This is a genomic window from Pseudomonas trutticola BRTCR10 (assembly GCF_056155105.1).
Genome location: NZ_CM149552.1, coordinates 1,436,525 through 1,460,290, shown reverse-complemented (window position 1 = coordinate 1,460,290; position 23,766 = coordinate 1,436,525). Strand labels below are relative to the sequence as shown.

Sequence of the window (23,766 nt, the reverse complement as noted above, 5' to 3'; positions counted from 1 at the left end):
CTGCAAGAAATACCGAGGCGATGCCATCGCTGGCAAGCCCGCTCCCACAAGGGATACAGAACACCGTGAAATGGAACCGGACTTAACCGGCGCCACACAGGTACAATGCCCACCCCTTTTTTGTTACGGCCCTGTCATGACTGACCCGATTCGCCTCTCCAAACGCCTCATCGAACTGGTGGGTTGCTCCCGCCGCGAGGCCGAGCTGTTCATCGAGGGCGGCTGGGTCACCGTGGACGGCGAAGTCATCGACGAGCCGCAATTCAAGGTCGGCGACCAGAAGGTCGAGCTCGACAAGGACGCCAAGGCCACCGCGCCGGAGCCGGTGACCATCCTGCTCAACGCTCCTGCCGGCATGGATGTAGAAACCGCCATGCAGTCGCTCAGCGCCGAAACCCTCAGCGAAGAGCACCGTTTCAGCAAGCGCCCGCTGCGCGGACACTTCCTGCGCCTGACGGCCAGCGCCGACCTGCAAGCCAAGGCCAGTGGTCTGCTGGTGTTCACCCAGGACTGGAAAATCCTGCGCAAGCTCACCGCCGACTCGGCCAAGATCGAGCAGGAATACATCGTTGAAGTCGAAGGTGACATGGTCGCCCACGGTCTCAACCGCTTGCAGCACGGCCTGACCCACAAGGGCAAGGAGCTGCCGCCGGTCAAGGCCAGCTGGCAGAACGAAAACCGCCTGCGCTTCGCCATGAAAAATCCGCAGCCGGGGATCATTGCCCAGTTCTGCGAAGCGGTCGGCCTGAAGGTCGTCGGCATCCGCCGTATCCGCATCGGCGGCGTCTCGATCGGCAAGGTTCCGGTCGGCCAATGGCGCTACCTGTCCGGCAAAGAGAAGTTCTAAGGCTTCCACTGCCGCCACACATTTCGGCAGCGCGCCTGCGCGCTGCCCACAACGCATCAGGATTATCGACATGATTCACAACGACGTACTGCGCAGCGTGCGCTACATGCTCGACATCAGCGACAAGAAAGTCGTCGAGATCATCAAACTTGGCGGCATGGATGTAACGCTCGCCGACGTGATCACCTGGCTCGACAAGAAAGAAGAAGATGAAGAAGGTTTCGTCCGTTGCCCGGACGAAGTCATCGCACACTTCCTCGACGGCCTGGTGATCTTCAAGCGTGGCAAGGACGAAAGCCGTCCGCCGCAGCCGATCGAAGTGCCGGTGACCAACAACATCATTCTGAAAAAGCTGCGCGTGGCCTTCGAACTGAAAGAAGACGACATGCACGCGATCCTCAAGGCCGCCGAGTTCCCGGTGTCCAAACCTGAGCTGAGCGCGCTGTTCCGCAAGGTCGGCCACACCAACTACCGTCCGTGTGGCGACCAGTTGCTGCGCAACTTCCTCAAAGGGCTCACGCTGCGCGTGAGAGCGTAAAACAGTTTCGAGCCGCAAGCTGCAAGCTGAAGCTGCAAGCCCTGCTTTAACTTGCCGCTTGTAGCTTGCAACTCGAAGCTGGCCGCATGGCCCTCCATTCCGTTAGAAAATAGTGGCTCCGCTTTTCGCGGCTGACGACTAGGGTGTACTGATCCCTAATCCTCAGGACTCGCCATGCACCCGTATTTCTCCCTGCAAGGCCGCACCGCTCTGGTGACCGGCGGCACCCGTGGTATCGGCAAAATGATCGCCAAGGCCTTTGTCGAGGCTGGCGCCCGTGTATTCGTCTGCTCCCGGGACGCCGAAGCCTGTCATCAAACGGCCGAAGAACTCAGTGCCTTGGGCACTTGCCAAGGCGTGGCGGCGAATCTGGCGACGGAAGAAGGTGTACAGGAACTGGCCGCACGGCTCGGCGAGCAGATCACGCATCTGGATATTCTGGTGAACAATGCCGGCACCACCTGGGGGGCGCCGCTGGAGAGTTACCCGGTCAAAGGCTGGGAAAAAGTCATGCAGCTCAACGTGACCTCCGTGTTCACCTGCATCCAGCAGTTTCTGCCGTTGCTGCGCAAGGCCGGTTCGGCGGCCAATCCCGCACGGATTATCAACATTGGTTCGGTGGCGGGGATTTCCTCATTTGGCGAGCAGGCGTATGCCTACGGGCCGAGTAAAGCGGCGCTGCACCAGTTGTCGCGAATTCTGGCGCGGGAACTGGTGAGCCAGCACATCAACGTCAATGTGATCGCGCCGGGACGGTTTCCGAGCAAGATGACTCAGCATATCGGTAATGATCAGCAGGCACTGGCTGAGGATACGGCGCTGATCCCGATGAAACGCTGGGGGCGCGAGGAAGAGATGGCAGCGTTGGCGATCAGTCTGGCGAGTAAGGCGGGGGCTTATATGACCGGGAATATCATTCCGCTGGATGGTGGGTTTAGTCTCTGAAATCGGTGGTGCGGCTATCGCTGGCAAGCCAGCTCCCACAGGTTTTTGGGTGAACTCAAATTATTCTAACGTCCGAGAATCCTGTGGGAGCTGGCTTGCCAGCGATGGCGCCCGCCTGGCCACCACCAGACTTGAAGCCTGCCGGGTTATCATGCCCACCCTGCCCCGCTTCGAATACACACCATGACTTACAGCGTCTCGCCCATCGGCTTTGTCCGCTCCTGCTTCAAGGAGAAATTCGCCATTCCCCGCCAGCCGCAACTGGCCCCCGCCGCCCGTGGCGTGCTGGAACTGGTGGCGCCGTTCGATCAGGGTGACGCGGTGCAGGGGCTGGAACAAGTCAGCCACGTCTGGCTGCTGTTCCTCTTCCATCAGGCACTGGAAGAAAAACCGCGCCTGAAAGTCCGCCCGCCCCGCCTCGGCGGCAACAAGTCCATGGGGGTGTTCGCCACTCGCGCCACACATCGCCCGAATGGCATCGGCCAATCGGTAGTGAAGCTGGACAAGGTTGAATCCAATCGCCTGTTTATCTCCGGCATCGACCTGCTCGACGGCACGCCGATTCTCGACATCAAACCCTACGTGCCTTACGCCGACATCATCGCCAGCGCCTCCAACAGCATCGCCAGCGCAGCGCCGCAGTTGATCGACGTGCAGTGGACGGATGCAGCGTTGCAACAGGCGCTCACCCACGCTCAGCGTCTTGGCGAGCCTCTGGTCGAGCTGATCGAACAGTGTTTGGCGCAAGACCCGCGCCCGGCGTATCAAACCCCGGCGCCGGAACGTGAATACGGCGCACAGTTCTGGGACTTGGATGTGCGCTGGCATTACCCGACGCCGGAGCAGATCCGCGTCCTCGAAGTCATTCCCGCCGAAGCGTAATGTCCAGAAACGAAAAAGCCCCCATTGCCTGAGCAGGCAATGGGGGCTTTTCAGTGGAGCTTACTTCTCGACGAATGCACGCTCGATCAGGTAGTCACCCGGCTCGCGCATACGCGGCGACACGGTCAGGCCGAAGCTGTTGAGGACTTCGCTGGTCTCATCGAGCATGCTCGGGCTGCCGCACAACATGGCGCGGTCGTCCTGCGGGTTGATCGGCGGCAGGCCGATGTCGCTGAACAGTTTGCCGCTGCGCATCAGGTCGGTCAGACGACCTTCGTTCTCGAATGGTTCGCGCGTAACGGTCGGGTAGTAAATCAGCTTGTCACGCAGCGCTTCGCCGAAGAACTCGTTCTGCGGCAAGTGCTCGGTGATGAATTCGCGGTAAGCGACTTCGTTCACGTAGCGCACGCCGTGGCACAGGATGACTTTTTCGAAACGCTCGTAGGTTTCCGGATCCTGAATCACGCTCATGAACGGTGCCAGACCGGTACCGGTGCTGAGCAGGTACAGGTGTTTGCCAGGCTTCAGATCGTCCAGCACCAGCGTGCCCGTAGGCTTTTTGCTGATGATGATCTCGTCACCTTCCTTGAGATGCTGCAACTGCGAGGTCAGCGGGCCGTCAGGCACCTTGATGCTGAAGAACTCCAGATGCTCTTCCCAGTTCGGGCTGGCAATCGAGTAAGCGCGCATAAGCGGGCGGCCGTTTGGCTGTTGCAGGCCGATCATCACGAACTGCCCGTTCTCGAAGCGCAGGCCCGGATCGCGGGTGCACTTGAAGCTGAACAGGGTATCGTTCCAGTGATGAACACTGAGGACACGCTCGTGGTTCATGTTGCTCATGTACGTTTGACTCCTGGATATTGGCTCTGCGCTTGCTCTAGGCTGAATAAATGCCGATGGTGCGCAATTGCATCGCATTCTAATAGCGCCGACAATATCTGTTAACTGGATTATTAAGATAAGGGTTATCGGTTATATCGATATGCGATTTACTCTCCGTCAACTGCAAGTCTTCGTCGCCGTCGCCCAGCAGGAAAGCGTATCCCGTGCTGCGGGTCTGCTCAACCTTTCGCAATCGGCGGCCAGCACCTCTATTACCGAGCTTGAGCGCCAGTCCAGCTGCCAGCTGTTCGACCGAGCCGGCAAACGGTTGAGCCTCAATGCCCTCGGCAAACAGTTGTTGCCTCAGGCGGTGGCCCTGCTCGATCAGGCCAAGGAAATCGAAGACCTGCTCAACGGCAAATCAGGTTTCGGCTCTCTGTCAGTCGGCGCCACCCTGACCATCGGCAATTATCTGGCGACCCTGTTGATCGGTAGCTTCATGCAGCGCCACCCGGAAAGCCAGGTGAAGCTGCATGTACAGAACACTGCCAATATCGTGCAACAGGTCGCCCACTACGAAATTGATCTGGGTCTAATCGAAGGCGATTGCAGCCACCCGGACATCGAAGTACAGAGTTGGGTCGAGGATGAGCTGGTGGTGTTCTGCGCGCCGCAGCATCCGCTGGCCAAACGCGGCAGTGCGACCATGGAAGAGTTGACGCATGAAGCGTGGATTCTGCGCGAACAGGGTTCCGGCACGCGGCTGACCTTCGATCAGGCCATGCGTCACCATCGCAGCGCGCTGAATATCCGTCTGGAGCTGGAACACACCGAAGCGATCAAACGCGCGGTGGAATCAGGACTGGGGATCGGTTGCATCTCGCGCCTGGCGCTGCGCGATGCCTTCCGCCGCGGCAGTCTGGTGGCGGTGGAGACGCCGGATCTGGACCTGGCGCGACAGTTCTACTTCATCTGGCACAAGCAGAAGTACCAGACCTCGGCCATGCGCGAGTTTCTCGATCTGTGCCGCGCTTTCACCGCCGGTGTGCAGCGCAGCGACGAGATCGTTTTGCCGACAATCGCTTAAAGCAGAATCACCGCCCACACCAGCGCAATCATGCTCAGCGCGACGAATTGCGCGGCGCTGCCCATGTCCTTGGCGTTCTTGGACAGCGGGTGCAGTTCCAGCGAAATGCGGTCAATGGCCGCTTCCACTGCCGAATTCAGTAACTCGACGATCAGCGCCAACAGGCACACGGCGATCAACAGCGCCTGTTCGACGCGGCTGACATTCAGAAAGAACGTCAGCGGTACCAGCACCACATTGAGCAGTACCAGTTGGCGGAACGCCGCTTCGCCGGTGAAAGCTGCGCGCAGGCCGTCCAGCGAATAGCCGGAAGCGTTGAGAATGCGTTTCAGGCCGGTCTGGCCCTTGAAAGGTGACATAAAGTAGAAACCAACCAAAAAGGAGTGGGAAAGCTAGATCAACAAAAGTCAAAAAAGCGTGAAGACGCCAGCCATTATTGGCTCGGAATTGACTCAAGTTGTTGCAGCAGTAAAGCCGCTTGCGTACGAGTGCGCACATTCAGCTTGCGAAAGATCGCCGTGACATGGGCCTTGATGGTCGCTTCGGACACGCTCAGCTCATAGGCAATCTGCTTGTTCAGCAAGCCTTCGCAGACCATGGTCAACACGCGGAACTGCTGCGGGGTAAGGCTGGCGAGGCCATCGCTGGCGGCTTTGGCTTCGTCGGAAACGGCAACGGCTTCGAACGCCTGCGGTGGCCAGAACACATCACCATCGAGCACTTTGCGCACCGCTTCCTGAATCACGCTCAGGTCGCTGGACTTGGGAATGAAGCCACTGGCGCCGAACTCGCGGGACTTGACCATCACCGAGGCTTCTTCCTGCGCCGAGACCATCACCACCGGAATCTGCGGATATTGTCCGCGCAACATCACCAGCCCGGAAAAACCGAAGGCGCCCGGCATGTTCAGATCCAGCAAGACCAGATCCCAGTCAGCCTTTTCGGTCAGGCGAGTTTCCAGTTCGGCGATGCTCGCCACTTCCACCAATCGCACATTCGGGCCAAGGCCCAGCGTCACCGCTTGATGCAGGGCGCTACGAAACAGGGGGTGATCATCGGCAATCAGGATGTCGTATGTGGCCATTTTTCAAATGATCCTGTTTTTGATGGCAGACCCGGTGCATTCGGATCTTGCCAAAGCAACTCAAGATGCGCCTTTCAGGCGGCATCCACAGGGGCACGTTCAACGCCAATAACCAGCAAACACAGCGTTTCAAACCTTGGCCGCACCCTAATCGGCGCCAAGCATGCCCAGCGAAGACGGGGTGGTCAAGCAACACGGCCGCCGCTGCGTACAGTATGGGCCACTATTGGGCCAACTCCGGCTGCGGCTTTCGTATGAAGGGTTGCAACTCGGCATGGGCCGGGGTCGATTCATTCATGTCCAACTGCTGCTTGGCACCCAGGTAATGCTGGCTGAACACATCGAAATAGGCGTCCAGCGCCGACGCGGCGTCACTGTCTCCCGCCAGTTCCAGACACAGCGCAGCGACTTCTGCGGTGCACAGGTGCTCACTGCGGGTCGAGCGCCGCAAGCGATAGCGCGAGAGTTTGTCTGGCAGCAGACTGAGAATCGGCAAGCGATCAAAGTACGGGCTTTTGCGGAACATCTTGCGTGCTTCGGTCCAGGTCGCGTCGAGCAGAATGAACAGCGGACGTTTGCTGCTATCGAGTTCGACGGTGTTGGTCACCCGCGACGGCTCGACGTATTCGCCGGGGAACACCAGATACGGCTGCCATTGCGGGTCGTTGAGCAGCGCCAGCATCTGCGGATCGGGCTCGGTGCGCGACCAGATGAACGCGTGGTTATCGCGCACCACATCGGCAATCAGCCAACCGGTATTGCTCGGTTTGAACACTTCCTTGCCGGTCATGATCAGGCACACGCCGGATCGGGTTTCGACACTTGGCCGCCAAGCGCACAGGCAATGACTGATGATCACGCGGCAGTCGCGGCAACGCTCGGAGCGAAAGCCCCGGGCCTGAATCGGCTTGATGCCCTCGTCCTCGCGCTGATCGCGCAGGCGGGCTACGGCGTTGGGGGCATGGTTCATCACAGGCAAGGCCGGCAGACAGGGAAACTCGACACGAACAACACTCGGCAAGGCAATAAAGGCCGGCAGTTTACCAGAGCGAAGGGCACAAGCCTGTACCGTCCAGACCGGCTCCCCTATAATTCGCCGCCACTGAACGCACAGCCCCGTGGCTGGTCGAACCACCAGTCACCGAATCAGGAGAGTTTCATGCTGCGCCTTATCGTTCCCACCGCTGCCATTCTGCTGGCGTCGTCCTTCACCGCTCAGGCTGCGTCCTTGAGTGAGCAGAATCTGAACCGCGAGCTGCGCAACGTCGCCGCCCAAAGCAGCGTCGGCACGCCTCGGGCAATCAATGAAGACATTCTTGATCAGGGCTACACCGTTGAAGGCACTCAGTTGATCAACCACCTGAGTGTGCAAAAGAGCCACGCCGACAAAATGCGTGCCGATCCCAAAGCCGTGTATTTCCAGCTGGGTGCCTCGGTCTGCAACAACCCTTCGTTCCGCAAGCTGATGGCCAAAGGCGCGATCATGCGTTACGACTTCACTGAAGTGAAAACCAACAAAGCGATCGGCTCCGCCAGCTATCAGGAATCGGATTGCCCGAAAGCCGCCCCGGCGAAGAAGAAGTAATCATCGCGAATTGGCGCGCCGCTGTTCATCCTCGGCGCGCAGTTCGGCCAGCAAGGCCTGTAGATAGTGGGAGCGGCGCTCGCCTCCTGCCAGTCGCCGGCAACACTCCTCCTCGAGACTGACTTGATTGGCCTCGGCTGATGCTTTCAGCATTCGATACAACTGCGTATCGATCTCCAGAACCACTCTGGTCATGTGTCCCGCCTCCTTGCTACCCGCAAATCCTTGAATTGCGTGCACCTTGCGTACGGTATTGACGTGAAATTGTCGTACGGTGCCTGTAAATCAGTTAATCAGAGGGTTTGGCGGCCGGTGCACGTTCTGACGAGCGGTGATGTCACTGGCCGAAAAACAGTAAGCGATTGCCAGCCAGGACTTTGCAGCGCAATGATCGATTCAGCGCAACCGCTCGCAAGGGTCTAGATTGAAAGTATTCCGATCAGTCGTTTGCGGCAGGAAAAGGAACTGCCGATTGTGTGTTTTTGCAGCGCGGCACTGACGCCGCTCGTCAGGGCCACCCGCTCTGTGCAGAAGGAGACGTTGAATGCCTTACCAACCGAATGACCTGCTCAACCGTCATTTTCAGGAAAGCGGTCCCGACCTCATCAGCCAGGTCGAAGCACAGCTCAACCGCGTTTCCCCCAACAGCCCGAACATTCCCATCTACCGCGACATGATCCTGACCGTACTGCGCATGGCTCAGGAAGATCACAATCGCTGGAACGCCAAAATCACCCTGCAGGCCCTGCGTGAACTGGAGCAGGCATTCAGAGTGCTGGAGCAATTCAAGGGCCGACGCAAAGTCACCGTGTTCGGCTCGGCGCGCACGCCGGTCGAACATCCGCTGTACGCCATGGCTCGGGAACTCGGTGCCGCGCTGGCACGCTCGGACATGATGGTCATCACTGGTGCCGGTGGCGGCATCATGGCCGCCGCCCACGAAGGGGCTGGCCGCGATCACAGCCTTGGCTTCAACATCACTCTGCCCTTCGAGCAGCATGCCAACCCGACCGTGGATGGCACCGCCAATCTGCTGCCCTTCCACTTCTTCTTCACCCGCAAGCTGTTTTTCGTCAAGGAAGCCGACGCACTGGTGCTGTGCCCTGGCGGTTTCGGCACGCTGGATGAAGCACTTGAGGTGCTGACGCTGATCCAGACCGGTAAAAGTCCACTGGTGCCGGTGGTGTTACTGGACACACCGGGGGGCACCTTCTGGCAGGGCGCGATGGACTTCATCCGCCAGCAACTGGAAGAAAACCACTACATCCTGCCGACCGACATGCAATTGATGCGGCTGGTCTACACCGTCGAGGAGGCGGTGGAGCAAATCAACCAGTTCTACAGCAACTTCCACTCCAGCCGCTGGCTCAAAGGGCAATTCGTGATCCGCATGAATCACAAGCTCAGCGATCAAGCGCTGGAGCAGATGCAGGAGACCTTTGCCGATTTGTGCCTGAGCGACCACTTCCATCAACACGTCTACAGCGGCGAGGAACACGATGACGCGAAGTTCAGCCATCTGGCGCGCTTGGCGTTTGCCTTCAACGCCAGGAATCACGGGCGTTTGAGAGAGTTGGTCGATTACATCAACGTGCCGGAAAACTGGGCTCATTCCAAACCGCAAACCGCGCAACGCAACCGAGAGCCGTCGAAGGCTATTTAAAACGTAAAAAAAAACGGCCCGCTATTTTCATAGCGGGCCGTTTTCTTCAATCGTCTTAATCGTCCATGCCTCTGCCGCTGAACAAGCGGTTGATCATCTCCATCGAGAAACCTCGATAGGCGAGGAAACGGCCTTGCTTGGCTCGCTCCTTGGCATCAATCGGTAAGTGCCCGGAGAATTTTCGCTGCCAGGTTTCCTGAAGCTGCTCCTGCCAACTGATACCGCTTTCGCGCAGGGCGAGCTCGATATCGGCGCGTTGCAAACCGCGCTGACTCAGTTCCTCGCGAATTCGCAGAGGGCCATAACCGGAACGGGCACGGTAGGAAACAAAGCTTTCAAGATAACGGGCTTCGGAAAGCAGCCCTTCTTCTGTCAAACGGTCGAGGGCTGTTTCGATCATCTCCGCCTCAGCGCCGCGCTGACGCAGTTTACGCGTCAGCTCGACTCGACCATGCTCGCGACGTGCGAGCAGGTCCATGGCGGTTCGCCGCACCGCGACGAGGGTATCAAGTACGAGTGTCATTCAGAGACTTCAAACGTCGATGTCGGCCTCGGCCATATCGTCGATTTTGTCGCGGGTCGCCGAAGCCTTGACGTCTGCTGCTGGTGCCAGCAGTTTGTCACGCAGTTGCTTCTCGAGCTTGGCAGCGATTTCCGGATTGTCTGCCAGGAACTTGGCCGAGTTGGCCTTGCCCTGACCGATCTTGGTGCCTTCGTAAGCGTACCAAGCGCCAGACTTCTCAACGAAACCGTGCAGCACGCCCAGGTCGATCATCTCGCCGTTGAGGTAGATGCCCTTGCCGTAAAGAATCTGGAACTCGGCCTGACGGAACGGCGAAGCCACCTTGTTCTTCACAACCTTGACGCGGGTTTCGCTACCGACCACTTCGTCGCCTTCTTTCACCGCGCCGGTACGGCGGATGTCGAGACGAACCGAAGCGTAGAACTTCAGCGCGTTACCACCGGTGGTGGTCTCCGGGCTACCGAACATCACGCCGATCTTCATACGAATCTGGTTGATGAAGATCACCAGGCAGTTGGCGTTCTTGATGTTACCGGTGATTTTACGCAGCGCCTGGGACATCAGACGGGCTTGCAGGCCCACGTGCATGTCACCCATTTCGCCTTCGATTTCAGCCTTCGGCACCAGTGCAGCCACGGAGTCGACGATGATCACGTCAACCGCGTTGGAACGCACCAGCATGTCGGTGATTTCCAGGGCCTGTTCGCCAGTGTCCGGCTGGGACACCAGCAGGTCATCGACGTTGACGCCCAGTTTGCCGGCGTACTCAGGGTCGAGGGCGTGTTCGGCGTCGACGAATGCGCAGGTCGCGCCGGCTTTTTGTGCCTGAGCGATAACGGACAATGTCAGTGTGGTTTTACCGGAAGATTCAGGACCGTAGATTTCAACGATACGGCCTTTTGGCAGGCCGCCGATGCCGAGTGCAATGTCCAGACCCAGAGAGCCAGTGGAGATGGATGGGATCGCCTGACGGTCCTGATCGCCCATACGCATTACGGCACCCTTGCCGAATTGACGTTCGATCTGACCCAGGGCCGCAGCCAAGGCTTTCTTCTTGTTGTCGTCCATTAAAGTCCTCACGTAATCAATAAGGCCTGACGGCCAACACCTGTATAAGTAGCCAGTATTATTCCACAGCGTTCGCGGATCGCCTACCCCTGATTTTCGATTTCTCGTGCCGCCAGTCGCAGGAGCCCCTCTAGCGCGGCCTTCACCGTTTGTCGGCGGACTTCATCGCGGTTGCCGGCGAAGTGTTGAACCTCGCTGGAAACCACATCGCCCACGCCCCACGCCAGCCAGACTGTGCCCACCGGTTTGTTCGGCGTACCGCCATCGGGTCCGGCCACGCCGCTGACCGCGACAGCGAATCGCGCCAGGCTGTGTTTCTGCGCCCCCAGTACCATCGCTTCGACGACTTCCCGACTGACGGCACCCACCGTGCCGAACAACTCGGCCGGCACATTCAGTTGCTGGGTTTTCTGCCGATTGGAGTACGTCACGTAACCGGCCTCGAACCATGCCGAACTGCCCGGAATCCGGGTGATCGCTTCGGCGATCCCGCCACCGGTGCAGGATTCAGCGGTGGTGACGTGGGCATTGAGCACTTGCAGGCGTCGGCCAAGTTCGGCAGCCAGTTGGGTGATCTCTTTCACGGTGCGCTCCAGATCGTGTGGAATGCCTCCACCGTACACGAGCCGGTTGCGCTTTCAATACACAGACTCATTCAAAATGTGCAGGCGCCAGCGCTCTGACATAGGCCTGACACGCTTGCAAGGCAATCAGTCCGCGGTCGCCGCTGTCGGTGATGGCGATAATTCGTTGAGCATGCGCCGGGTCAAGTCGGGCGCGTACGGCTGCATGATCCACGCCGCCGGGGCCGGTGGGGGCTGGCAACGCGCAGCCGGCGGCAACGTCGCCGGCATCGAGGAGGACTGACAGGCGCACATCAGCAGTGGCAAGACGATCGCGCAAGCGATCCTGATCACGTTGGGCATCGCTCATCGCTCGAAAGTGGGTTTGTTCACTGGCGGCGAGCCGCTGCTCCAGCGCCAGACGTTTATCTTGCTCGGCCTGTTGCGCAGTGGCGGCGGTCTGGGTCAGATGATTGAGGGTGTCGGCGCTTGACCGAGCCTGCTCCACCAGTTGCCGGCCGTAGCGCCAGTCCTGAAGTTGCCAGGCGGCAGCAAAAGCACCCACGGCCAGCAACAACAGACCAATTACTCGCCAGGGGATTGGCATAACACCGCCCTCGCCCGCGCCCAGATTTCCAGACGATCCTGCAAACCGTTCAACCCGCCGTTGATACGACGGGTGATGGTGTTGAACTGGTCGCGGTCGGCCAACTCGTTCAAGCCGTTCTGCTCCCAGAACCAGGCGGCGGACTCGGCGGCCCATTGCGGCTGCTCTAACAACTCCGGCAACGACAGCAACCGCTCATCGCCGAATAATCCAACGCTGCATTGGCGATAGTTACTGCGACCTGTGATCTGGATCAGCCCGCGACCACGATACCTCTGGCCATCGCCGTCCGCCTCGGGCGTGTTACCCAGGCGTAGCGCCAGCGTGCCGGTGTCGTATTTGCTCAGATACTGGTTGTTGCCCAGCTCCCGTACGAACTGCAAATGGCCCGACTCGTGACCGATCTGCGCGAGAAACGCAGCGATGCGTTTGGGCGAATCGATGCGACGGCGCGCCATCGCAGAGTTGAGCGCAGAAACAAAAACGCCCGCTTGGCTGCGGGCGTTGGGCATGATGGTTAAAAGGTTGTTTTCGGTTATTTGCATAATGCTTGATCCTCCCTGGATATTGCCCCGATTGAATCACGACGGACGGGCAATGCCTGCCAGCCATTTATTTGCCAGAGTTTTCAGGGTGCCACCCGGAACATCAGCTTCAAGTGTTCCGCCCATTGGCAGTACTTGCCCGCCCGCTAACAGCCACGCCTGATACTCAAGCCAGTCGCGATTGGTTGAATCCTGTGGAATGAATGCTGAGTCTTCAATGCGCAGCACCCCGCAAGCAGTCAGTTGATATGTCATAAGCTCAATCCTAGATTTCAGCGTCCGCTGTCCATTCCAACTGCAAAGTCTGCCCTGGCGCACTGCCGACAGGCGTAACAGTGGCAAACGAAAGACCGCGCTCTGCCACACTTTGGAGAGTGGTACCGGTGCAAGCCTTGCTCATCGCTTGATTCCAGACTTGGTTACTGTTTTCGCCCGGGCAATAGGCGGTTACAGTCGGCTGTACTCGTTTCTGTACCAGAAAGCCGATAGTCATTCCGTACTGGCCGGTATTTCCCGTGGGAATTTGAGTGAAAGTCGCAGTACACGTGTTGGTACCGTTATTCGCTTTTATCGCCAGCCCGTTCACAAAGGATTTTTCAAAATAGCGCTGACAGAGCAACAGTTCTTCTGCGAAGGAACGATATTCGAAGGGAGTGGAAACGGGCCCCTCTTCCAACTGGATCCGGGTCAGATCCACTGTCTGCAATACATTCAGCGGCAAGTCGAATGACAATGTCAGACAATCATTGACTCCCTTCATCTTTCCGGCGATAGCAGGCACTTGGAAGGTTGCGGTGTGTCGAGTCCACGTCGTGTTCAGTTGAAAAACATCTACAACTTTTACAACTGCTTCCGAGCCCCCCGCACCAAACTGCTGGGCAATCGCGACTCTCAATGGTCGAACCGCGTCGGAGCGCGCCCAAAATGTCAACGTAGCGGTTTTACCCGCAAGGGTTCTGACCGACTCGATACTCTGAGAAACCTTGTGGGTGGTAGCTCCAGCCCCGGCCGCCGTTTGCTGCCAACGCAGAAAACAGTCCGGTTCGCCAGGAACGTCAGTTTGCCCAAGAGGAAAAACCTGACGACTGATATTCACCGCAGCACTACCGTTCCAGTCGCAGCGAAAGCGATCTGCCACATAACCACCGATGTTCGGGCCTTGGTTGGTCGTTCCGCGCTGCCAGATATCGAACCCGCCATTGATCAGCACATTTCTGCGATACACCTGTACCGGAAATTGTTGCAACGGATCCGGTCTGGATAATTGCCGGATCGCCTGAGCCAATTGATCAGTCTGTAGTTCGTCCGGTTTCAAACCAGCCGCGGTAATCGCGCTGAGTATTTCCTGAGTAACACTGTTGCCCCAGCTCGCTGGGATCAGCGATCCCGGCGTTCCGGCTATCGCGTCTTCGTCAACAAATTTGCCGTCGACCAAGCCGGAGCTGAGGACGCTTCTTGGATAATCCACTTTAATTCCTCTTCAGATCAGCGGCGACTCAGCCGTTCGTTCGCAGCAAGATTTGCAGCCAGTCGGGTTCAACCGGGCGTGAGCGTGCATCCGGGAAATCCGGGTCATTGGGCCACTCGCGTAGTGACTGTCGGTAAGACAGCAGTTGTTTGAACTCTTCGGCGAGCAGGGTCGTGCCCTCACCGACTTCCAGCTCTTCAGCGTCGCGAAGCACCAACCACTGTGTGTCCTGCAGCACTTTGTTACGCCATGCGCGTTCATGGCTGGCAAGGGCAATCGGGGAAATGACAGGGTCGATCAGCACAGGCTGACCACTGGCACTGGCGCTAATGACTTTGCCACTCGCCTGCCCGGCGAACAGTTCGACGTATTGCGCCTGGGTGATTTCCACCGCCCCTTCAGGCACTTCGGGAAGTGCGCTGTCGACTCGATCAAAGCCGAGACTTTGTGCATAAAAGTAAATCGTCATGGTCAGTACCCCCAAACCAGAATGCGGCCAGCAATTCCCGGCTCGGCCTTCACACTTGAAGCCAGGACGTTGCGCACCCGGGCAGCCACTGTCGTTGTCGTCGAGTTCGCGCCGTCAAATGCCCAAACGGTAACGTTGGAGGCACCCCAACCTGCCGGGTAGCCTTCATTGGCAACACCGCCGAGGACAGCATTGGGAAACCTGATCGGCAGCGACACCGTCATGTTGCCATTCGCATCGGATCCCCCCGTCACCCACTGCACGATCAAACCGCTGGGAAACTTTTGATATCCCGATGTGGCGAACTGTGCGGCGTAATTGGCCGAGTACTTCAGCGCAGCCGTGCCATAAACCACCCACACACCGGACTCTCTGACGAAGTTCGCACTTTCACCATTGTTCATTACGATCGACGCCAGATAAGCCCCTTGCGGACTGATCTGCGTGCCGGTTTTACTGGCCACGGTGACGGGGGCGCTGTTGCGGCAATGCAGGCTGATCGTGGCGCCACTCGGCACCGCAGCGGTATCCGGAAGCGTCACGGTATACGCTGCGTTACCACCCAGACCGATCGAGCAGCCGACATCGGACAAGGTCAATTGCGTGGCGGCGGATATCCCACGCGCACTTGCATAATTGCCCAACGCCCGCTGCACAAACTCGGACGTTGCTGCTGAGCGTCCGCCATCAAACTGCGGGGCGGTCATGAACAATGCCGGACTGCGCAATGCCCCCAGCAACTGATTGTTCGACGACTCATTCGGTGTCAGGCCGGCCGCCTGAACCACGTTAAGAATTTCTTGCGTGACGCTGTTGCCCCACGTCGCCGGGATCAGCGAACCGGGCTTTCCGGCAACCGGGTCTTCATCGACAAACTGGCCGTTGACCAGCCCGACACTGGGCACACTTTTGGGATAGTCCAAGGTTAATCTCCTTGATTGAAATACAGTGGGTGCGCAGGCCTCAGCCAATCACGCTGGCCAGCCAAAGCGGCGCAGATGGCCGGGAATCCGCTGTGGGAAAAAGCGCTGAATCAGGCCAGTCGCGCAGCGCTTGTCGGTACTCGAGCAGTTCCAGATATTGGGAAGCCTTGAGCAAGGTTCCACGCCCCAGTTCCTGCTCATCGCGATGACGAGTGACCAGCCATTCAGTCGCTGACAGGGATGCCTGACGCCAGCTACGTTCCGCTGCCGCAGGCGCTTGATCTGCAACAACCGGCGCCTGGAGGATCACCGGACTTTGCTGCGCGGGCAGTGGTTCGGCAGCTGTCGGCAACTGACTGATCGGCGCGCCGATTTCGACCACCTGGCCATCCGGCACTCGCACCATCGACTCGACAAAAGACGGCGCGAACAGTTGGCTGATTGCGTAGTCACCGGCGTCGATCCGTTCGACGACCACGCCGTTCTCGATCCGTGCATAAACGGCCATTACTCGTACTCCCAGATTTCACAGAAGGTGTTGCCGCCGGCGCCGCTGACGAATGAACTCGACGGATTTGACGAGCAAGAGCCACTGCCTCCCGAGCCTCGGACGCCTGCGAAACCCGGATTGTGTACGCCCCTGTACGGGGCGCCACCGTCAAACGGGCTGGCAGCTCCGCCTCCGGAGAGCATTCCCCAATTGCCGTTGAACATTGCGTAGCCACCGGTGTGACCCCGTGCATTGGCAAGGTTGCCGCCCACGGCGTCTTGACCCCCAGTGCCACCCTGAACGTACCCCGAGGATGAGGTTGTCGTATCGATGTTCAGGATCTGTGCGCCGCCGCCTCCTGTAACGCTCATGTAGGAGCCGAAGGAAGCCCCACCGCCGACCAGCCCCATCGTAGTGCTGGCAGCTCCACCGGCCCCCAAAGAAACGGGCACGCCGGCAAGCATCTGGGGCGTCACGTCATACAGACTCTCCGCATAGGCCCCCGATCCACCGCCGCCACCGAGACGCAGGTTCCCGGAGGCGACAGATGCACAACCGCCGCCAGATCCACCGGCCCCCACCAGTCGAACACGAATACGTCTGGCCTTGGGGTTAGGCTTGTAAACCGTGATCCCGACCGTCTCGAACTGCCGAACTGCCAGCAGCCGTCCCACCGCATCGGTGATGCCATAACCGGTCAACGTGGTTGGGGTATTTTTCAGTTTGGTAAAGTCGACCAGTGCACCGATTGCGCTGGCCAGTTGATCGGTTCTGGCTTCATCCGGCGTAAGCCCGGCGGCCTTGATCGCATTGAGAATTTCCTGCGTGACGCTGTTGCCCCAGGCGGCGGGGATCAACGAACCGGGCGAACCGGCGATCGGGTTTTCATCGACGAAGCCGCCGTTGACCAGCCCGACCCCGGGAATACTTTTTGGATAATCCATTGCACTGTTCCCTGTGCTGAATCAGTTGGCTACCGCTGTGCCGGGGGCGACCGGCCAGGTAATTTCATCGGGAAATCCTGGCTGTTGTTCGATACGGTTCAGCTCTACGCTGTAGAGTTTCCATTCGATCAGCAGCAGTTGTTCGTCATGATCGGCATCGCCAATATCTTCGGCGTATTGCAGCGGGGCGATGCGCAGGACGGCGTCGCGAAGAAGTTCATCGCGCTTGGTCAGGGTGACTTGCTTACGGTTCTTCAATGAAGCTGCTTCATCGATTTTCCAGGCACCATCGACCCACGAATGAAACCCACCGGGCCATGGCTGCGTGGTGAAGCCTTCAGGCAGATCGCCTAATGCTGTCCAGGTCTCTCGGATCCCCGTGTCGGTGCGATAGACATCACCGCGCAAATCTACTCGCTGCTGCAATGAGCCATTTTCATACGCCCACGCGTATCCACTGGGTGGCGGAGCGAGTTCGATGCTCAACGTGACAGCATTGCCTGGCAGTTGCAGGCCGATACCCGGCACGAGTAGAAAATCGACCGGGCCGGTCAACGCGCCGGCGTCGTCTATTAAGTAATTGAACATGTGCACCTCAGATCAGTTTGATTCGCGCGGGATAGGCAATGTTTCGCGGTCGGGTTTCCGTCGTAAAATTCCCGATGTTGCCGATGTAGGTATCGGAGTCGAACGCAGGATTGGGGTACGTGGTCGCGATGGTTCCGTCGGTTGGGTAAAAGTTGACGTCATTTGAAACGTTCCAGATAGGGTCCGGGATAGACGGCGCCGGCCGATTGGAAGACCCTGAACCGGTGGGCAGGTAGTGGTTATGGCTTTGCAGTGCATGGTTCTGCAAACTGCCGACGACTCGTCCTATATCCACGCCTCGAGTTTCATCGAGGGCTCGCAGAAATTCGCCGCGAACTTCTGGAATTCGAAAGGTCGACGCACCATCGCCACTGGTCCACGCACCTTCTCGGTTCCATCGCGCCGCTTCTGTCGTCAGGGCTCCTGAAGCCTGAGCGAAGTCCCACAACCACGGCCATTCCGCACGCTTGAAAAAATAGCCGTTGAGCAGACCGTAGCCACCGGGATTGAGCGCCATGGTGGTTTCGAACGAAGGGCGGCCCAGAGGGGTGTTGTCGAGGCGACCAACCGGCCACCAACTACCCGCCCCGTCACTGCGCAATTGCCACCAGTCACCGCCCCCCATCAGCACCAGAAACGGATAACCGCTCGCCGACAGGTGTGTATGAAAACGGATCCGGTCGCTGCCTGATGCCTGGACTACCAACCGGTTAACCGTGTTGTCCACACGGCGAACAATTACGTCACGCACACCAAGCCCGGCATCCGCATCGGGAAGCGTGACGGTCATCGCCCCCGCGCTGCCATCAATCAGAACCAACCCCAACTCCTGCGCGTCAAGCAGCTTTGAAGCAGAAATACGGGTGATCAGGGAGCGCATGGGACTAGACTTGCCGACAATTGACTGAATGGCCTTGTACAACTGACCGGTGTCCGTTTCGGAAGCCACCAACCCACCACCGGTAATCACACTCAGGATCTCCTGAGTCACGCTGTTGCCCCACACCGCCGGAATCAACGAACCGGGCGTTCCCGCCACCGGGTTTTCATCGACAAAGCGGCCATCGACCAGGCCGACGCTGGGGACGCTTTTTGGATAATCCATAGGTCTTTCGTTCCTCTGAAATAACAAATGAACCGCGTCGCGGCGATCGCTGATGCGAGCCAGTGGCGGTCTGTTTCTGAAAATAAAAAAGCCCACGGTGAAGTGGGCTTGGGCGAGCACAAGGCAGGCTGCAAGCTTCGACAAAAAACGCGTCAAAGTGGCCTTAGGGGTATCCGCGCCAGTTCATTGCATCATGTGCATCACGGTTTGGCCCGGGACTTGGTCCGGGACTTTTTCACAGTGACGTTGCCTGCAACCGACAGCACAGGGCGTCCTGACATGGCTGGAAACTGCGTCGATGAGGGCCAGTTGCGCAGGTCGCGGCGATATTGCTGCAACGCCGCGTATTGCTCGACTGACAGGGTGGTGGTTTCTGCGTTTTCCAACTCGTCGCGGTGCCGTGCAACCATGGGATCCGTTTCGCTCAATTGCGCATCACGCCATTGGCGTTCAGTGACCGTGGACTCTGCCGGCGTAGCGGACGGTGCATCGGCCAGAATGGGAAAGCCATTGGCACGACACACAATCACCTGATTGCGCCTGGGTCCGTCGATCAACTCGTTACGGTGTGATGGCGATATCTCGACAGCGTCCTTGGGAATCGACGAATTGATACGAGAATCAAAAAAACCCTGAACCGAAGGGCTCCAATAAATTTTCATAAACGGCCTACTTGCCTATGGCGATGTATTGGGCGCCCAGAGACGGGCTAGAACCCCGGGAAACGAAGGAGGACAAGCTTCGAGGCGAGGCTGCGATATAACCGATCGACCCAGAGGATGCGGTGTAGTCGTTGCACACCATTACTCGAAAAAAGTTCGAGTTGAAGCTGACCGGAAGCGGGGTAATCACGTCTGTCGTGGCGCTATTGATCCATCCCCACTGGATGATCAAACCGCCCATCCAGGAGGGAAAACCGAGGTAACCGGTTCCGCCGTTGTTTGCCAGGCTGAATCCAAGTTTGAGCTTCTTCGGCGTCACCGCCACCGTGTCATCCACGCCGCTCCCGACCTGATCCTGAGTCGCGACTTTCATCATTCCGGCAACGGTTTCGCTGGCCTGGCCGGGTAATCTGTCACTGATGTTTTTTATGATCGCCTGCTGAAGCTGACCATGATTCTGTTCGTCTGGCACGATGGCAGCTGCCTTGATGACGTTGACGATTTCTTCCGTCACGCCATTGCCCCAGGCAGCAGGAATCAACGAGCCCGGTGTGCCGTTGATAGCGTCCTCATCAACAAACTTCCCATTCACCAACCCGGCGCTGGGAACACTCTTCGGATAATCCATGGCTCATTCCCCCTTAGTCATAATTGATGTGCACCTTGGTATGCGCCGGCGCACTGCGGTGGATCAGGCATTCCAGCGCCGAGCCCGGATTGACGCCGAAGCGTTCGCCCCAGTAGCTCGCGCCGAAACGCCGGCCAAGCAGCAAGCGGCCGCCGGTGTTGAGCGTCCACATGAATTGCGCTTCCCAAGTGCCGAAATGCGCCGCGCCAAAACGTGCGCGGCCCATGCGTGGGGCTTCGAGTTCGGTGATGCTGGCGTTGGGGTAGCCCTGGCTTTTGGCGATTTCGAGGTAGTAACCGACGGCCTGACTGCCGACCGCGAGCAAACGCCGGCGTACGGCGAGGCGGCGGTCGTCGAACAGTGGCGTGGCGCCGAGGCATGGGTCGGGCAGATCCATCACCCGTTCCCAGTCCGGCACCAGTTCGCTGACTCCGGCCGGGTCCATTTCGTTGAGCAGGTCGGCGGCGCGGGCGTCGAGGCGTGCCAGTTCGACGGCGACACCATGCAGGACTTCTTCGAGTTCCGGGACTTGCTCCGGGTCCCAAGCGGGACCGGCGGGCAGCAAGGCGCGCAGTTGCGCCTGGTATTGCGCGGCGGTTCTTATGCCCCCCATACGCAACCTCCGAAAGTCAGCAGTTCACTCTTGCCGGCAGGTACGTCAGCCGCCGGTGCGGTGAGCGTGTGATCGTATTCGCCGCCGGCGCTGCTGATGGCTTCGCGGATATGGCTGATCAGCAGCGGCACGCCGAGATCGGCCTCGCGGTTGTGCAGATCGCGCAACTGCGCTTCGACCGCCGCACGCACGGCGGTGGTGTCGGGGTTGACGCTTTTGAAGCGATAGACCACCGGCACCTGAATCGGTCGCTGCACATGCACCTCGGCAGTCACCGGGCGCAGCGGTTCGATGTAGTCCTGAACCTCGGCCAGTTGCTCATCGTTCGGTACCGGTTGCGGATCGTCGTCGCGCATGATGAACACCGTCACCGTGCCCGGACCGAGCAAGCCGCCACGGCACCAGGCGCGGGTCACGCCCGGCACTTCCAGCGCCCAGGTTTCATAGTCGCTGGAAGAGCCGCCGTGGGGGATGACGCGATAGGAGCGAATCACCCGCGAGCGCAACGACTCCAGACTTTCTCGCGCCACACCGCCACTGAGCCCCGGCGCCAGAACGACGAAACTGCTGCCGACAACGCCGGCAATCGGTTGCACCGGCGTCAGCGTCAGACCCGCGTCGGCGTTGCCGAGGCTGCCGGCGTCGAGCGCAGCGATCGTGGTGCTGTTGCTGCCATTGCTGGTGGTGCGCGCGGCGGTGACTTTGTAGGTGCGGCCATCATTGGATTGCAGCAACGTGTCAACGTCGAGCACGGCACCCGCCGTCGCAGTAAAACTCACACTGCCGGTGGCCACTTGCGCAGGTTTGCGCGGTTGGTTCAGGCGCAACGCGGCGATGCGTTCCAGGGTCGATTCGTCGGCCTTGTCCGGCAGGATCTGCTCGGCAATCCAGTCGAGATAACCGTACAGACCATAAGCCGCGCCGCCTAAGGTGCGGGCCAGCACTTGCGCATCGGACTGGCGCAGCGAATCGCCGGCCAGGTCGCTTTGGGTGCGCTTGATCAGCACCGGCAGCGAAGGGGTTTCAAACGGCATAGATCACCTGCCAACTGTTATCGGGGTTGATGTCCAGACGTTCGCCGTCGGCCAGGGTCAGGACCGTGCGCAGGTTCAGGCGCTGGGCGTCGAGGCGTTCGCTGATGATGTCGATGGCGCTGCAATGGCCGTCGTCGATCAGCCATTGCAAGGCTTCGCGGGCGTAGAACTCGGCGTCCATCTGGGTCTGTCGGGTCAGCTTGACCCGGCGCAGCAGCCACAGCCGCGAACCGATACGATCATCGGCGACGGTGGGAAAAGTGTCGCCCCACCAACCGAAACGCTCCTCGTCGTCGAGGGCATCGTCATCGGCGGCGCGGCGCCAGGTGAACAGGCTGATGAGTACGGATCGGGTCAGTGCGGCGTGGAGGTTCGGGCTGATCAGCATCACTTGCCTCCTGCCGGCGCGCCGGTCTGGCCGCTACCGGCCTGCACGCCGACGTGCACGTGTTTGATCTGGCTGATGCCGCCGGCAATCTGATCGCCAGTGGAAACAAGCTTGCCGGTCTGGTTGATGACCGGCGTATCGAAGTTCACCGCGCTACTGGCGCGGATGTTCAGCGTGGCGGTTTCGATGTCGATGATCCGTCCGCGCTTGAAGTGAATCCTGTCGCCCTCGTCGGTGTAGATCGCCACTTCGCCGGCAGCCAGCGATTGCAGGCGATAGCGACGGTCGGCGACCACCAGGGCGATGGCGTGGGAACGGTCACCGCCGAGGAACGTGACGATCCCCTCGGCGCCAGCCAGTGGATTGCTGGTGAAGCCATACGGCTCGAAGTGTTCGAGGTCATCGTTCACTTCGCCGGCGGTAAGGCGCATTTGCAGCGATTGCAGCTTGGATGCCGAATTGGCGAGCACGACAGTGCCGCGCGCCAGCAGGCGTGTCAGTAGGCTCATGGTTTGTCCTCAAGGCTTTGCCAACACAAAACCTGTGGGAGCGGGCTTGCCCGCGATGGCGGTGTGTCAGGCAAAGAAGTGTTTGCGGTAACCACCGCTATCGCGGGCAAGCCCGCTCCCACAGGGACCTGTGTCAGGCCTGGTTTTTTTTCGGTGGCGTGGGATCGGGATCGAAGGTGTGCGGCGGCGCCACTTGCAGCGTGGTCACCGAGCCTTGCGCCGACAGCGAGTACGTCACTTTGGAAATCAGCATGTCGCCATCAAACCCGAGTACCGGATCCGTGACCTTCACCAGCGTGTTGTGGCGCCACAGATCGCCGTTGGACTGGCGCCAGCCTTGCACCTGATAGGTGGTGGTCTGCGCCCGGCCCATGCGGGTCGCGCTTTCCCACTGGGCACGTTGCTGAGCCAACTCGAAGGTCAGCGCCGTGCCCTCGTTGATGATCGTCGTGCGCCGACGTTTGAAAGACAGATCGGCAGCCGTTGATTCCACTTCGCTGACTGCCGCCCCGCTCTTCTTGTCCGAACCTTTTTGCTGACCGATCACCCGGTATTCGGAGAACACCTGGCTGTGATCCATCGGCGCGTTGGCCGACAAAATGTTCTTGCCCAGCTCCAGCGCATCACTCGCCCGACCGCCACTGCCGGGCTTGGCCAGCACCAGCCGACCCTGCTCGTCATCGGTGGAAAACACCCGGAACAGCGAGAGCAAACGGTCGATCGACTGGAACACCGTTTCGCCCGGCACAATCGTGTGTTTGGCCAGCCGCGCGGTCTCGGGAATCTGGTTGACCACCATCAGCGAGTATTCCATCGCCAAGGCCTGAACGATGCTCAGCAACGGTTGCTCCTGCCATTGATTGGGCCGGTTGGTGGCGGCGCAATCGACCAGATCCTGCGTCCTGGAACTGCCCTCGATGGTCAGGCCGATCTGCCGGCCGTCGTAACGGATCGGTGCCTTGAACACGTACCCCGTTAGCACCAGATCGTTGCCGATCTTTACTTCGCACGGGTCGCCGGGTTTGATCCGCTGATCCACTGTTTGCCCCGGCCATTGCCAGGTGATGTCGAGTTTGAAGGTACGAAACTGGCGCTCCAGATCAGCAGTGATTTCCACGCTTTTCCAGCCGCCGTATTCCAGGTTGTTGACCGTCAGCGTGACGCGGTTGTCCATGTCGCTCATGGT

At 59.3% G+C, this 23,766-nt stretch carries 32 protein-coding genes; 7 read left to right on the top strand and 25 right to left on the bottom strand.

Annotation, left to right across the window (positions count from 1 at the left end; translation table 11 throughout):
* Nucleotides 1-136: 136 nt before the first annotated feature.
* From ACVVH8_RS06370 to tsaA, 4 genes are all read left to right on the top strand, one after another.
* Nucleotides 137-847, top strand: a complete 711-nt coding sequence (locus ACVVH8_RS06370; RefSeq protein WP_475229084.1) for an rRNA pseudouridine synthase — start codon at nt 137-139, stop codon at nt 845-847.
* Between the two features lie 70 nt (nt 848-917).
* Nucleotides 918-1,385, top strand: a complete 468-nt coding sequence (locus tag ACVVH8_RS06365; RefSeq protein ID WP_103302962.1) for a YehS family protein — start codon at nt 918-920, stop codon at nt 1,383-1,385.
* A 174-nt stretch (nt 1,386-1,559) separates the two neighbouring features.
* Complete coding sequence (locus ACVVH8_RS06360; RefSeq protein ID WP_475229081.1) at nt 1,560-2,330, top strand: SDR family oxidoreductase; 771 nt, start codon at nt 1,560-1,562, stop codon at nt 2,328-2,330.
* 183 nt (nt 2,331-2,513) lie between these two features.
* Nucleotides 2,514-3,212 carry a tRNA (N6-threonylcarbamoyladenosine(37)-N6)-methyltransferase TrmO gene (tsaA, locus tag ACVVH8_RS06355; protein ID WP_475229079.1) on the top strand — a complete coding sequence of 233 codons (699 nt, stop codon included), beginning with the start codon at nt 2,514-2,516 and terminating at the stop codon, nt 3,210-3,212.
* Between the two features lie 60 nt (nt 3,213-3,272).
* Here the strand turns inward: tsaA and fpr are convergent, their stop codons facing one another.
* Nucleotides 3,273-4,052 carry a ferredoxin-NADP reductase gene (fpr, locus tag ACVVH8_RS06350; protein WP_002554680.1) on the bottom strand — a complete coding sequence of 260 codons (780 nt, stop codon included), beginning with the start codon at nt 4,050-4,052 and terminating at the stop codon, nt 3,273-3,275.
* A gap of 142 nt (nt 4,053-4,194) precedes the next feature.
* On the opposite strand from fpr, the gene ACVVH8_RS06345 reads away from it, so the two are divergent.
* On the top strand, nt 4,195-5,121 hold the full coding sequence (locus tag ACVVH8_RS06345; protein ID WP_103302965.1) for a LysR family transcriptional regulator: 927 nt from the start codon (nt 4,195-4,197) through the stop codon (nt 5,119-5,121).
* On the opposite strand, the gene ACVVH8_RS06340 is transcribed toward ACVVH8_RS06345, so the two are convergent.
* From ACVVH8_RS06340 to ACVVH8_RS06330, 3 genes are all read right to left on the bottom strand, one after another.
* Nucleotides 5,118-5,480, bottom strand: coding sequence for a diacylglycerol kinase (locus tag ACVVH8_RS06340; RefSeq protein WP_042557932.1), 363 nt, complete (start codon nt 5,478-5,480; stop codon nt 5,118-5,120). The two genes, ACVVH8_RS06345 and ACVVH8_RS06340, sit on opposite strands and share 4 nt — an antisense overlap.
* Before the next feature lie 74 nt (nt 5,481-5,554).
* Nucleotides 5,555-6,205 carry a response regulator transcription factor ErdR gene (gene erdR / locus ACVVH8_RS06335; RefSeq protein ID WP_103302966.1) on the bottom strand — a complete coding sequence of 217 codons (651 nt, stop codon included), beginning with the start codon at nt 6,203-6,205 and terminating at the stop codon, nt 5,555-5,557.
* Between the two features lie 223 nt (nt 6,206-6,428).
* Nucleotides 6,429-7,175, bottom strand: a complete 747-nt coding sequence (locus tag ACVVH8_RS06330) for a tRNA-uridine aminocarboxypropyltransferase (protein ID WP_103302967.1) — start codon at nt 7,173-7,175, stop codon at nt 6,429-6,431.
* A 189-nt stretch (nt 7,176-7,364) separates the two neighbouring features.
* Between ACVVH8_RS06330 and ACVVH8_RS06325 the strand changes: the two genes are divergently transcribed.
* The gene (locus tag ACVVH8_RS06325) at nt 7,365-7,790 is read left to right on the top strand and encodes a PA3611 family quorum-sensing-regulated virulence factor (RefSeq protein WP_103302968.1); all 426 of its coding nucleotides are present in this window, start codon (nt 7,365-7,367) and stop codon (nt 7,788-7,790) included.
* On the opposite strand, the gene ACVVH8_RS06320 is transcribed toward ACVVH8_RS06325, so the two are convergent.
* A complete protein-coding gene (locus tag ACVVH8_RS06320; RefSeq protein ID WP_103302969.1) occupies nt 7,791-7,985 on the bottom strand; it encodes a hypothetical protein in 195 nt (64 codons plus the stop codon).
* Nucleotides 7,986-8,334: 349 nt separating this feature from the next.
* Between ACVVH8_RS06320 and ACVVH8_RS06315 the strand changes: the two genes are divergently transcribed.
* The gene (locus ACVVH8_RS06315) at nt 8,335-9,453 is read left to right on the top strand and encodes an LOG family protein (protein ID WP_401303776.1); all 1,119 of its coding nucleotides are present in this window, start codon (nt 8,335-8,337) and stop codon (nt 9,451-9,453) included.
* A 55-nt stretch (nt 9,454-9,508) separates the two neighbouring features.
* Here ACVVH8_RS06315 and recX read toward each other — a convergent pair whose 3' ends face one another.
* From recX to ACVVH8_RS06215, 20 genes are all read right to left on the bottom strand, one after another.
* A complete protein-coding gene (gene recX / locus ACVVH8_RS06310; protein WP_103302971.1) occupies nt 9,509-9,976 on the bottom strand; it encodes a recombination regulator RecX in 468 nt (155 codons plus the stop codon).
* A gap of 9 nt (nt 9,977-9,985) precedes the next feature.
* Nucleotides 9,986-11,044, bottom strand: coding sequence for a recombinase RecA (gene recA, locus ACVVH8_RS06305; protein WP_103302972.1), 1,059 nt, complete (start codon nt 11,042-11,044; stop codon nt 9,986-9,988).
* Between the two features lie 83 nt (nt 11,045-11,127).
* Complete coding sequence (locus ACVVH8_RS06300) at nt 11,128-11,628, bottom strand: CinA family protein (protein WP_475229077.1); 501 nt, start codon at nt 11,626-11,628, stop codon at nt 11,128-11,130.
* A 67-nt stretch (nt 11,629-11,695) separates the two neighbouring features.
* On the bottom strand, nt 11,696-12,214 hold the full coding sequence (locus tag ACVVH8_RS06295) for a lysis system i-spanin subunit Rz (protein WP_475229074.1): 519 nt from the start codon (nt 12,212-12,214) through the stop codon (nt 11,696-11,698).
* A complete protein-coding gene (locus ACVVH8_RS06290) occupies nt 12,193-12,759 on the bottom strand; it encodes a glycoside hydrolase family 19 protein (protein ID WP_475229072.1) in 567 nt (188 codons plus the stop codon). Before ACVVH8_RS06290 ends, ACVVH8_RS06295 begins: the two co-directional genes overlap by 22 nt.
* Nucleotides 12,760-12,795: 36 nt before the next feature.
* Nucleotides 12,796-13,014, bottom strand: a complete 219-nt coding sequence (locus ACVVH8_RS06285) for a hypothetical protein (protein ID WP_103302976.1) — start codon at nt 13,012-13,014, stop codon at nt 12,796-12,798.
* A 10-nt stretch (nt 13,015-13,024) separates the two neighbouring features.
* Nucleotides 13,025-14,227, bottom strand: coding sequence for a carbohydrate-binding protein CenC (locus ACVVH8_RS06280; RefSeq protein ID WP_475229070.1), 1,203 nt, complete (start codon nt 14,225-14,227; stop codon nt 13,025-13,027).
* 28 nt (nt 14,228-14,255) lie between these two features.
* Entirely contained in the window at nt 14,256-14,696 is a 441-nt protein-coding gene (locus ACVVH8_RS06275) for a phage tail assembly chaperone (RefSeq protein WP_475229067.1), read from the bottom strand.
* 2 nt (nt 14,697-14,698) lie between these two features.
* A complete protein-coding gene (locus ACVVH8_RS06270) occupies nt 14,699-15,619 on the bottom strand; it encodes a gp53-like domain-containing protein (RefSeq protein WP_213027732.1) in 921 nt (306 codons plus the stop codon).
* Between the two features lie 40 nt (nt 15,620-15,659).
* Nucleotides 15,660-16,127 (bottom strand): phage tail assembly chaperone, encoded by a 468-nt coding sequence (locus ACVVH8_RS06265; RefSeq protein ID WP_401303904.1) that lies wholly within the window; start codon nt 16,125-16,127, stop codon nt 15,660-15,662.
* Nucleotides 16,127-17,053 carry a glycine-rich domain-containing protein gene (locus ACVVH8_RS06260; RefSeq protein ID WP_475229064.1) on the bottom strand — a complete coding sequence of 309 codons (927 nt, stop codon included), beginning with the start codon at nt 17,051-17,053 and terminating at the stop codon, nt 16,127-16,129. Before ACVVH8_RS06260 ends, ACVVH8_RS06265 begins: the two co-directional genes overlap by 1 nt.
* 21 nt (nt 17,054-17,074) lie before the next feature.
* Nucleotides 17,075-17,641 (bottom strand): tail fiber assembly protein, encoded by a 567-nt coding sequence (locus ACVVH8_RS06255; RefSeq protein WP_401303910.1) that lies wholly within the window; start codon nt 17,639-17,641, stop codon nt 17,075-17,077.
* Nucleotides 17,642-17,648: 7 nt separating this feature from the next.
* Nucleotides 17,649-18,746 (bottom strand): phage tail protein, encoded by a 1,098-nt coding sequence (locus tag ACVVH8_RS06250; RefSeq protein WP_475229062.1) that lies wholly within the window; start codon nt 18,744-18,746, stop codon nt 17,649-17,651.
* Nucleotides 18,747-18,946: 200 nt separating this feature from the next.
* Entirely contained in the window at nt 18,947-19,276 is a 330-nt protein-coding gene (locus tag ACVVH8_RS06245) for a hypothetical protein (RefSeq protein ID WP_401303916.1), read from the bottom strand.
* Nucleotides 19,277-19,415: 139 nt separating this feature from the next.
* Nucleotides 19,416-20,036 (bottom strand): gp53-like domain-containing protein, encoded by a 621-nt coding sequence (locus ACVVH8_RS06240; protein ID WP_249412103.1) that lies wholly within the window; start codon nt 20,034-20,036, stop codon nt 19,416-19,418.
* A gap of 13 nt (nt 20,037-20,049) precedes the next feature.
* Nucleotides 20,050-20,649, bottom strand: a complete 600-nt coding sequence (locus ACVVH8_RS06235; protein WP_103302986.1) for a YmfQ family protein — start codon at nt 20,647-20,649, stop codon at nt 20,050-20,052.
* Nucleotides 20,637-21,683, bottom strand: coding sequence for a baseplate J/gp47 family protein (locus ACVVH8_RS06230; RefSeq protein WP_103302987.1), 1,047 nt, complete (start codon nt 21,681-21,683; stop codon nt 20,637-20,639). The genes ACVVH8_RS06235 and ACVVH8_RS06230 overlap by 13 nt, the downstream gene beginning before the upstream one ends.
* Entirely contained in the window at nt 21,673-22,071 is a 399-nt protein-coding gene (locus tag ACVVH8_RS06225; protein WP_103302988.1) for a phage GP46 family protein, read from the bottom strand. The genes ACVVH8_RS06230 and ACVVH8_RS06225 overlap by 11 nt, the downstream gene beginning before the upstream one ends.
* Complete coding sequence (locus ACVVH8_RS06220) at nt 22,071-22,580, bottom strand: phage baseplate assembly protein V (RefSeq protein WP_475229059.1); 510 nt, start codon at nt 22,578-22,580, stop codon at nt 22,071-22,073. The genes ACVVH8_RS06225 and ACVVH8_RS06220 overlap by 1 nt, the downstream gene beginning before the upstream one ends.
* 133 nt (nt 22,581-22,713) lie before the next feature.
* On the bottom strand, nt 22,714-23,763 hold the full coding sequence (locus ACVVH8_RS06215; protein ID WP_213027725.1) for a phage baseplate assembly protein: 1,050 nt from the start codon (nt 23,761-23,763) through the stop codon (nt 22,714-22,716).
* Between the last annotated feature and the right edge of the window lie 3 nt (nt 23,764-23,766).

Coding starts and splice junctions, on each gene's coding strand:
- erdR (WP_103302966.1), bottom strand. CDS start 6,205: ATGGCCACATACGACATCCTGATTGCCGATGATCACCCCCTGTTTCGT.
- ACVVH8_RS06215 (WP_213027725.1), bottom strand. CDS start 23,763: ATGAGCGACATGGACAACCGCGTCACGCTGACGGTCAACAACCTGGAA.
- ACVVH8_RS06275 (WP_475229067.1), bottom strand. CDS start 14,696: ATGACGATTTACTTTTATGCACAAAGTCTCGGCTTTGATCGAGTCGAC.
- ACVVH8_RS06235 (WP_103302986.1), bottom strand. CDS start 20,649: ATGGGGGGCATAAGAACCGCCGCGCAATACCAGGCGCAACTGCGCGCC.
- ACVVH8_RS06365 (WP_103302962.1), top strand. CDS start 918: ATGATTCACAACGACGTACTGCGCAGCGTGCGCTACATGCTCGACATC.
- ACVVH8_RS06290 (WP_475229072.1), bottom strand. CDS start 12,759: ATGCAAATAACCGAAAACAACCTTTTAACCATCATGCCCAACGCCCGC.
- ACVVH8_RS06220 (WP_475229059.1), bottom strand. CDS start 22,580: ATGAGCCTACTGACACGCCTGCTGGCGCGCGGCACTGTCGTGCTCGCC.
- tsaA (WP_475229079.1), top strand. CDS start 2,514: ATGACTTACAGCGTCTCGCCCATCGGCTTTGTCCGCTCCTGCTTCAAG.
- ACVVH8_RS06240 (WP_249412103.1), bottom strand. CDS start 20,036: ATGGATTATCCGAAGAGTGTTCCCAGCGCCGGGTTGGTGAATGGGAAG.
- ACVVH8_RS06255 (WP_401303910.1), bottom strand. CDS start 17,641: ATGTTCAATTACTTAATAGACGACGCCGGCGCGTTGACCGGCCCGGTC.
- ACVVH8_RS06225 (WP_103302988.1), bottom strand. CDS start 22,071: ATGCTGATCAGCCCGAACCTCCACGCCGCACTGACCCGATCCGTACTC.
- ACVVH8_RS06340 (WP_042557932.1), bottom strand. CDS start 5,480: ATGTCACCTTTCAAGGGCCAGACCGGCCTGAAACGCATTCTCAACGCT.
- ACVVH8_RS06345 (WP_103302965.1), top strand. CDS start 4,195: ATGCGATTTACTCTCCGTCAACTGCAAGTCTTCGTCGCCGTCGCCCAG.
- ACVVH8_RS06370 (WP_475229084.1), top strand. CDS start 137: ATGACTGACCCGATTCGCCTCTCCAAACGCCTCATCGAACTGGTGGGT.
- ACVVH8_RS06315 (WP_401303776.1), top strand. CDS start 8,335: ATGCCTTACCAACCGAATGACCTGCTCAACCGTCATTTTCAGGAAAGC.
- ACVVH8_RS06330 (WP_103302967.1), bottom strand. CDS start 7,175: ATGAACCATGCCCCCAACGCCGTAGCCCGCCTGCGCGATCAGCGCGAG.
- ACVVH8_RS06265 (WP_401303904.1), bottom strand. CDS start 16,127: ATGGCCGTTTATGCACGGATCGAGAACGGCGTGGTCGTCGAACGGATC.
- fpr (WP_002554680.1), bottom strand. CDS start 4,052: ATGAGCAACATGAACCACGAGCGTGTCCTCAGTGTTCATCACTGGAAC.
- ACVVH8_RS06295 (WP_475229074.1), bottom strand. CDS start 12,214: ATGCCAATCCCCTGGCGAGTAATTGGTCTGTTGTTGCTGGCCGTGGGT.
- ACVVH8_RS06230 (WP_103302987.1), bottom strand. CDS start 21,683: ATGCCGTTTGAAACCCCTTCGCTGCCGGTGCTGATCAAGCGCACCCAA.
- ACVVH8_RS06260 (WP_475229064.1), bottom strand. CDS start 17,053: ATGGATTATCCAAAAAGTATTCCCGGGGTCGGGCTGGTCAACGGCGGC.
- ACVVH8_RS06360 (WP_475229081.1), top strand. CDS start 1,560: ATGCACCCGTATTTCTCCCTGCAAGGCCGCACCGCTCTGGTGACCGGC.
- ACVVH8_RS06250 (WP_475229062.1), bottom strand. CDS start 18,746: ATGGATTATCCAAAAAGCGTCCCCAGCGTCGGCCTGGTCGATGGCCGC.
- ACVVH8_RS06285 (WP_103302976.1), bottom strand. CDS start 13,014: ATGACATATCAACTGACTGCTTGCGGGGTGCTGCGCATTGAAGACTCA.
- recX (WP_103302971.1), bottom strand. CDS start 9,976: ATGACACTCGTACTTGATACCCTCGTCGCGGTGCGGCGAACCGCCATG.
- recA (WP_103302972.1), bottom strand. CDS start 11,044: ATGGACGACAACAAGAAGAAAGCCTTGGCTGCGGCCCTGGGTCAGATC.
- ACVVH8_RS06325 (WP_103302968.1), top strand. CDS start 7,365: ATGCTGCGCCTTATCGTTCCCACCGCTGCCATTCTGCTGGCGTCGTCC.
- ACVVH8_RS06320 (WP_103302969.1), bottom strand. CDS start 7,985: ATGACCAGAGTGGTTCTGGAGATCGATACGCAGTTGTATCGAATGCTG.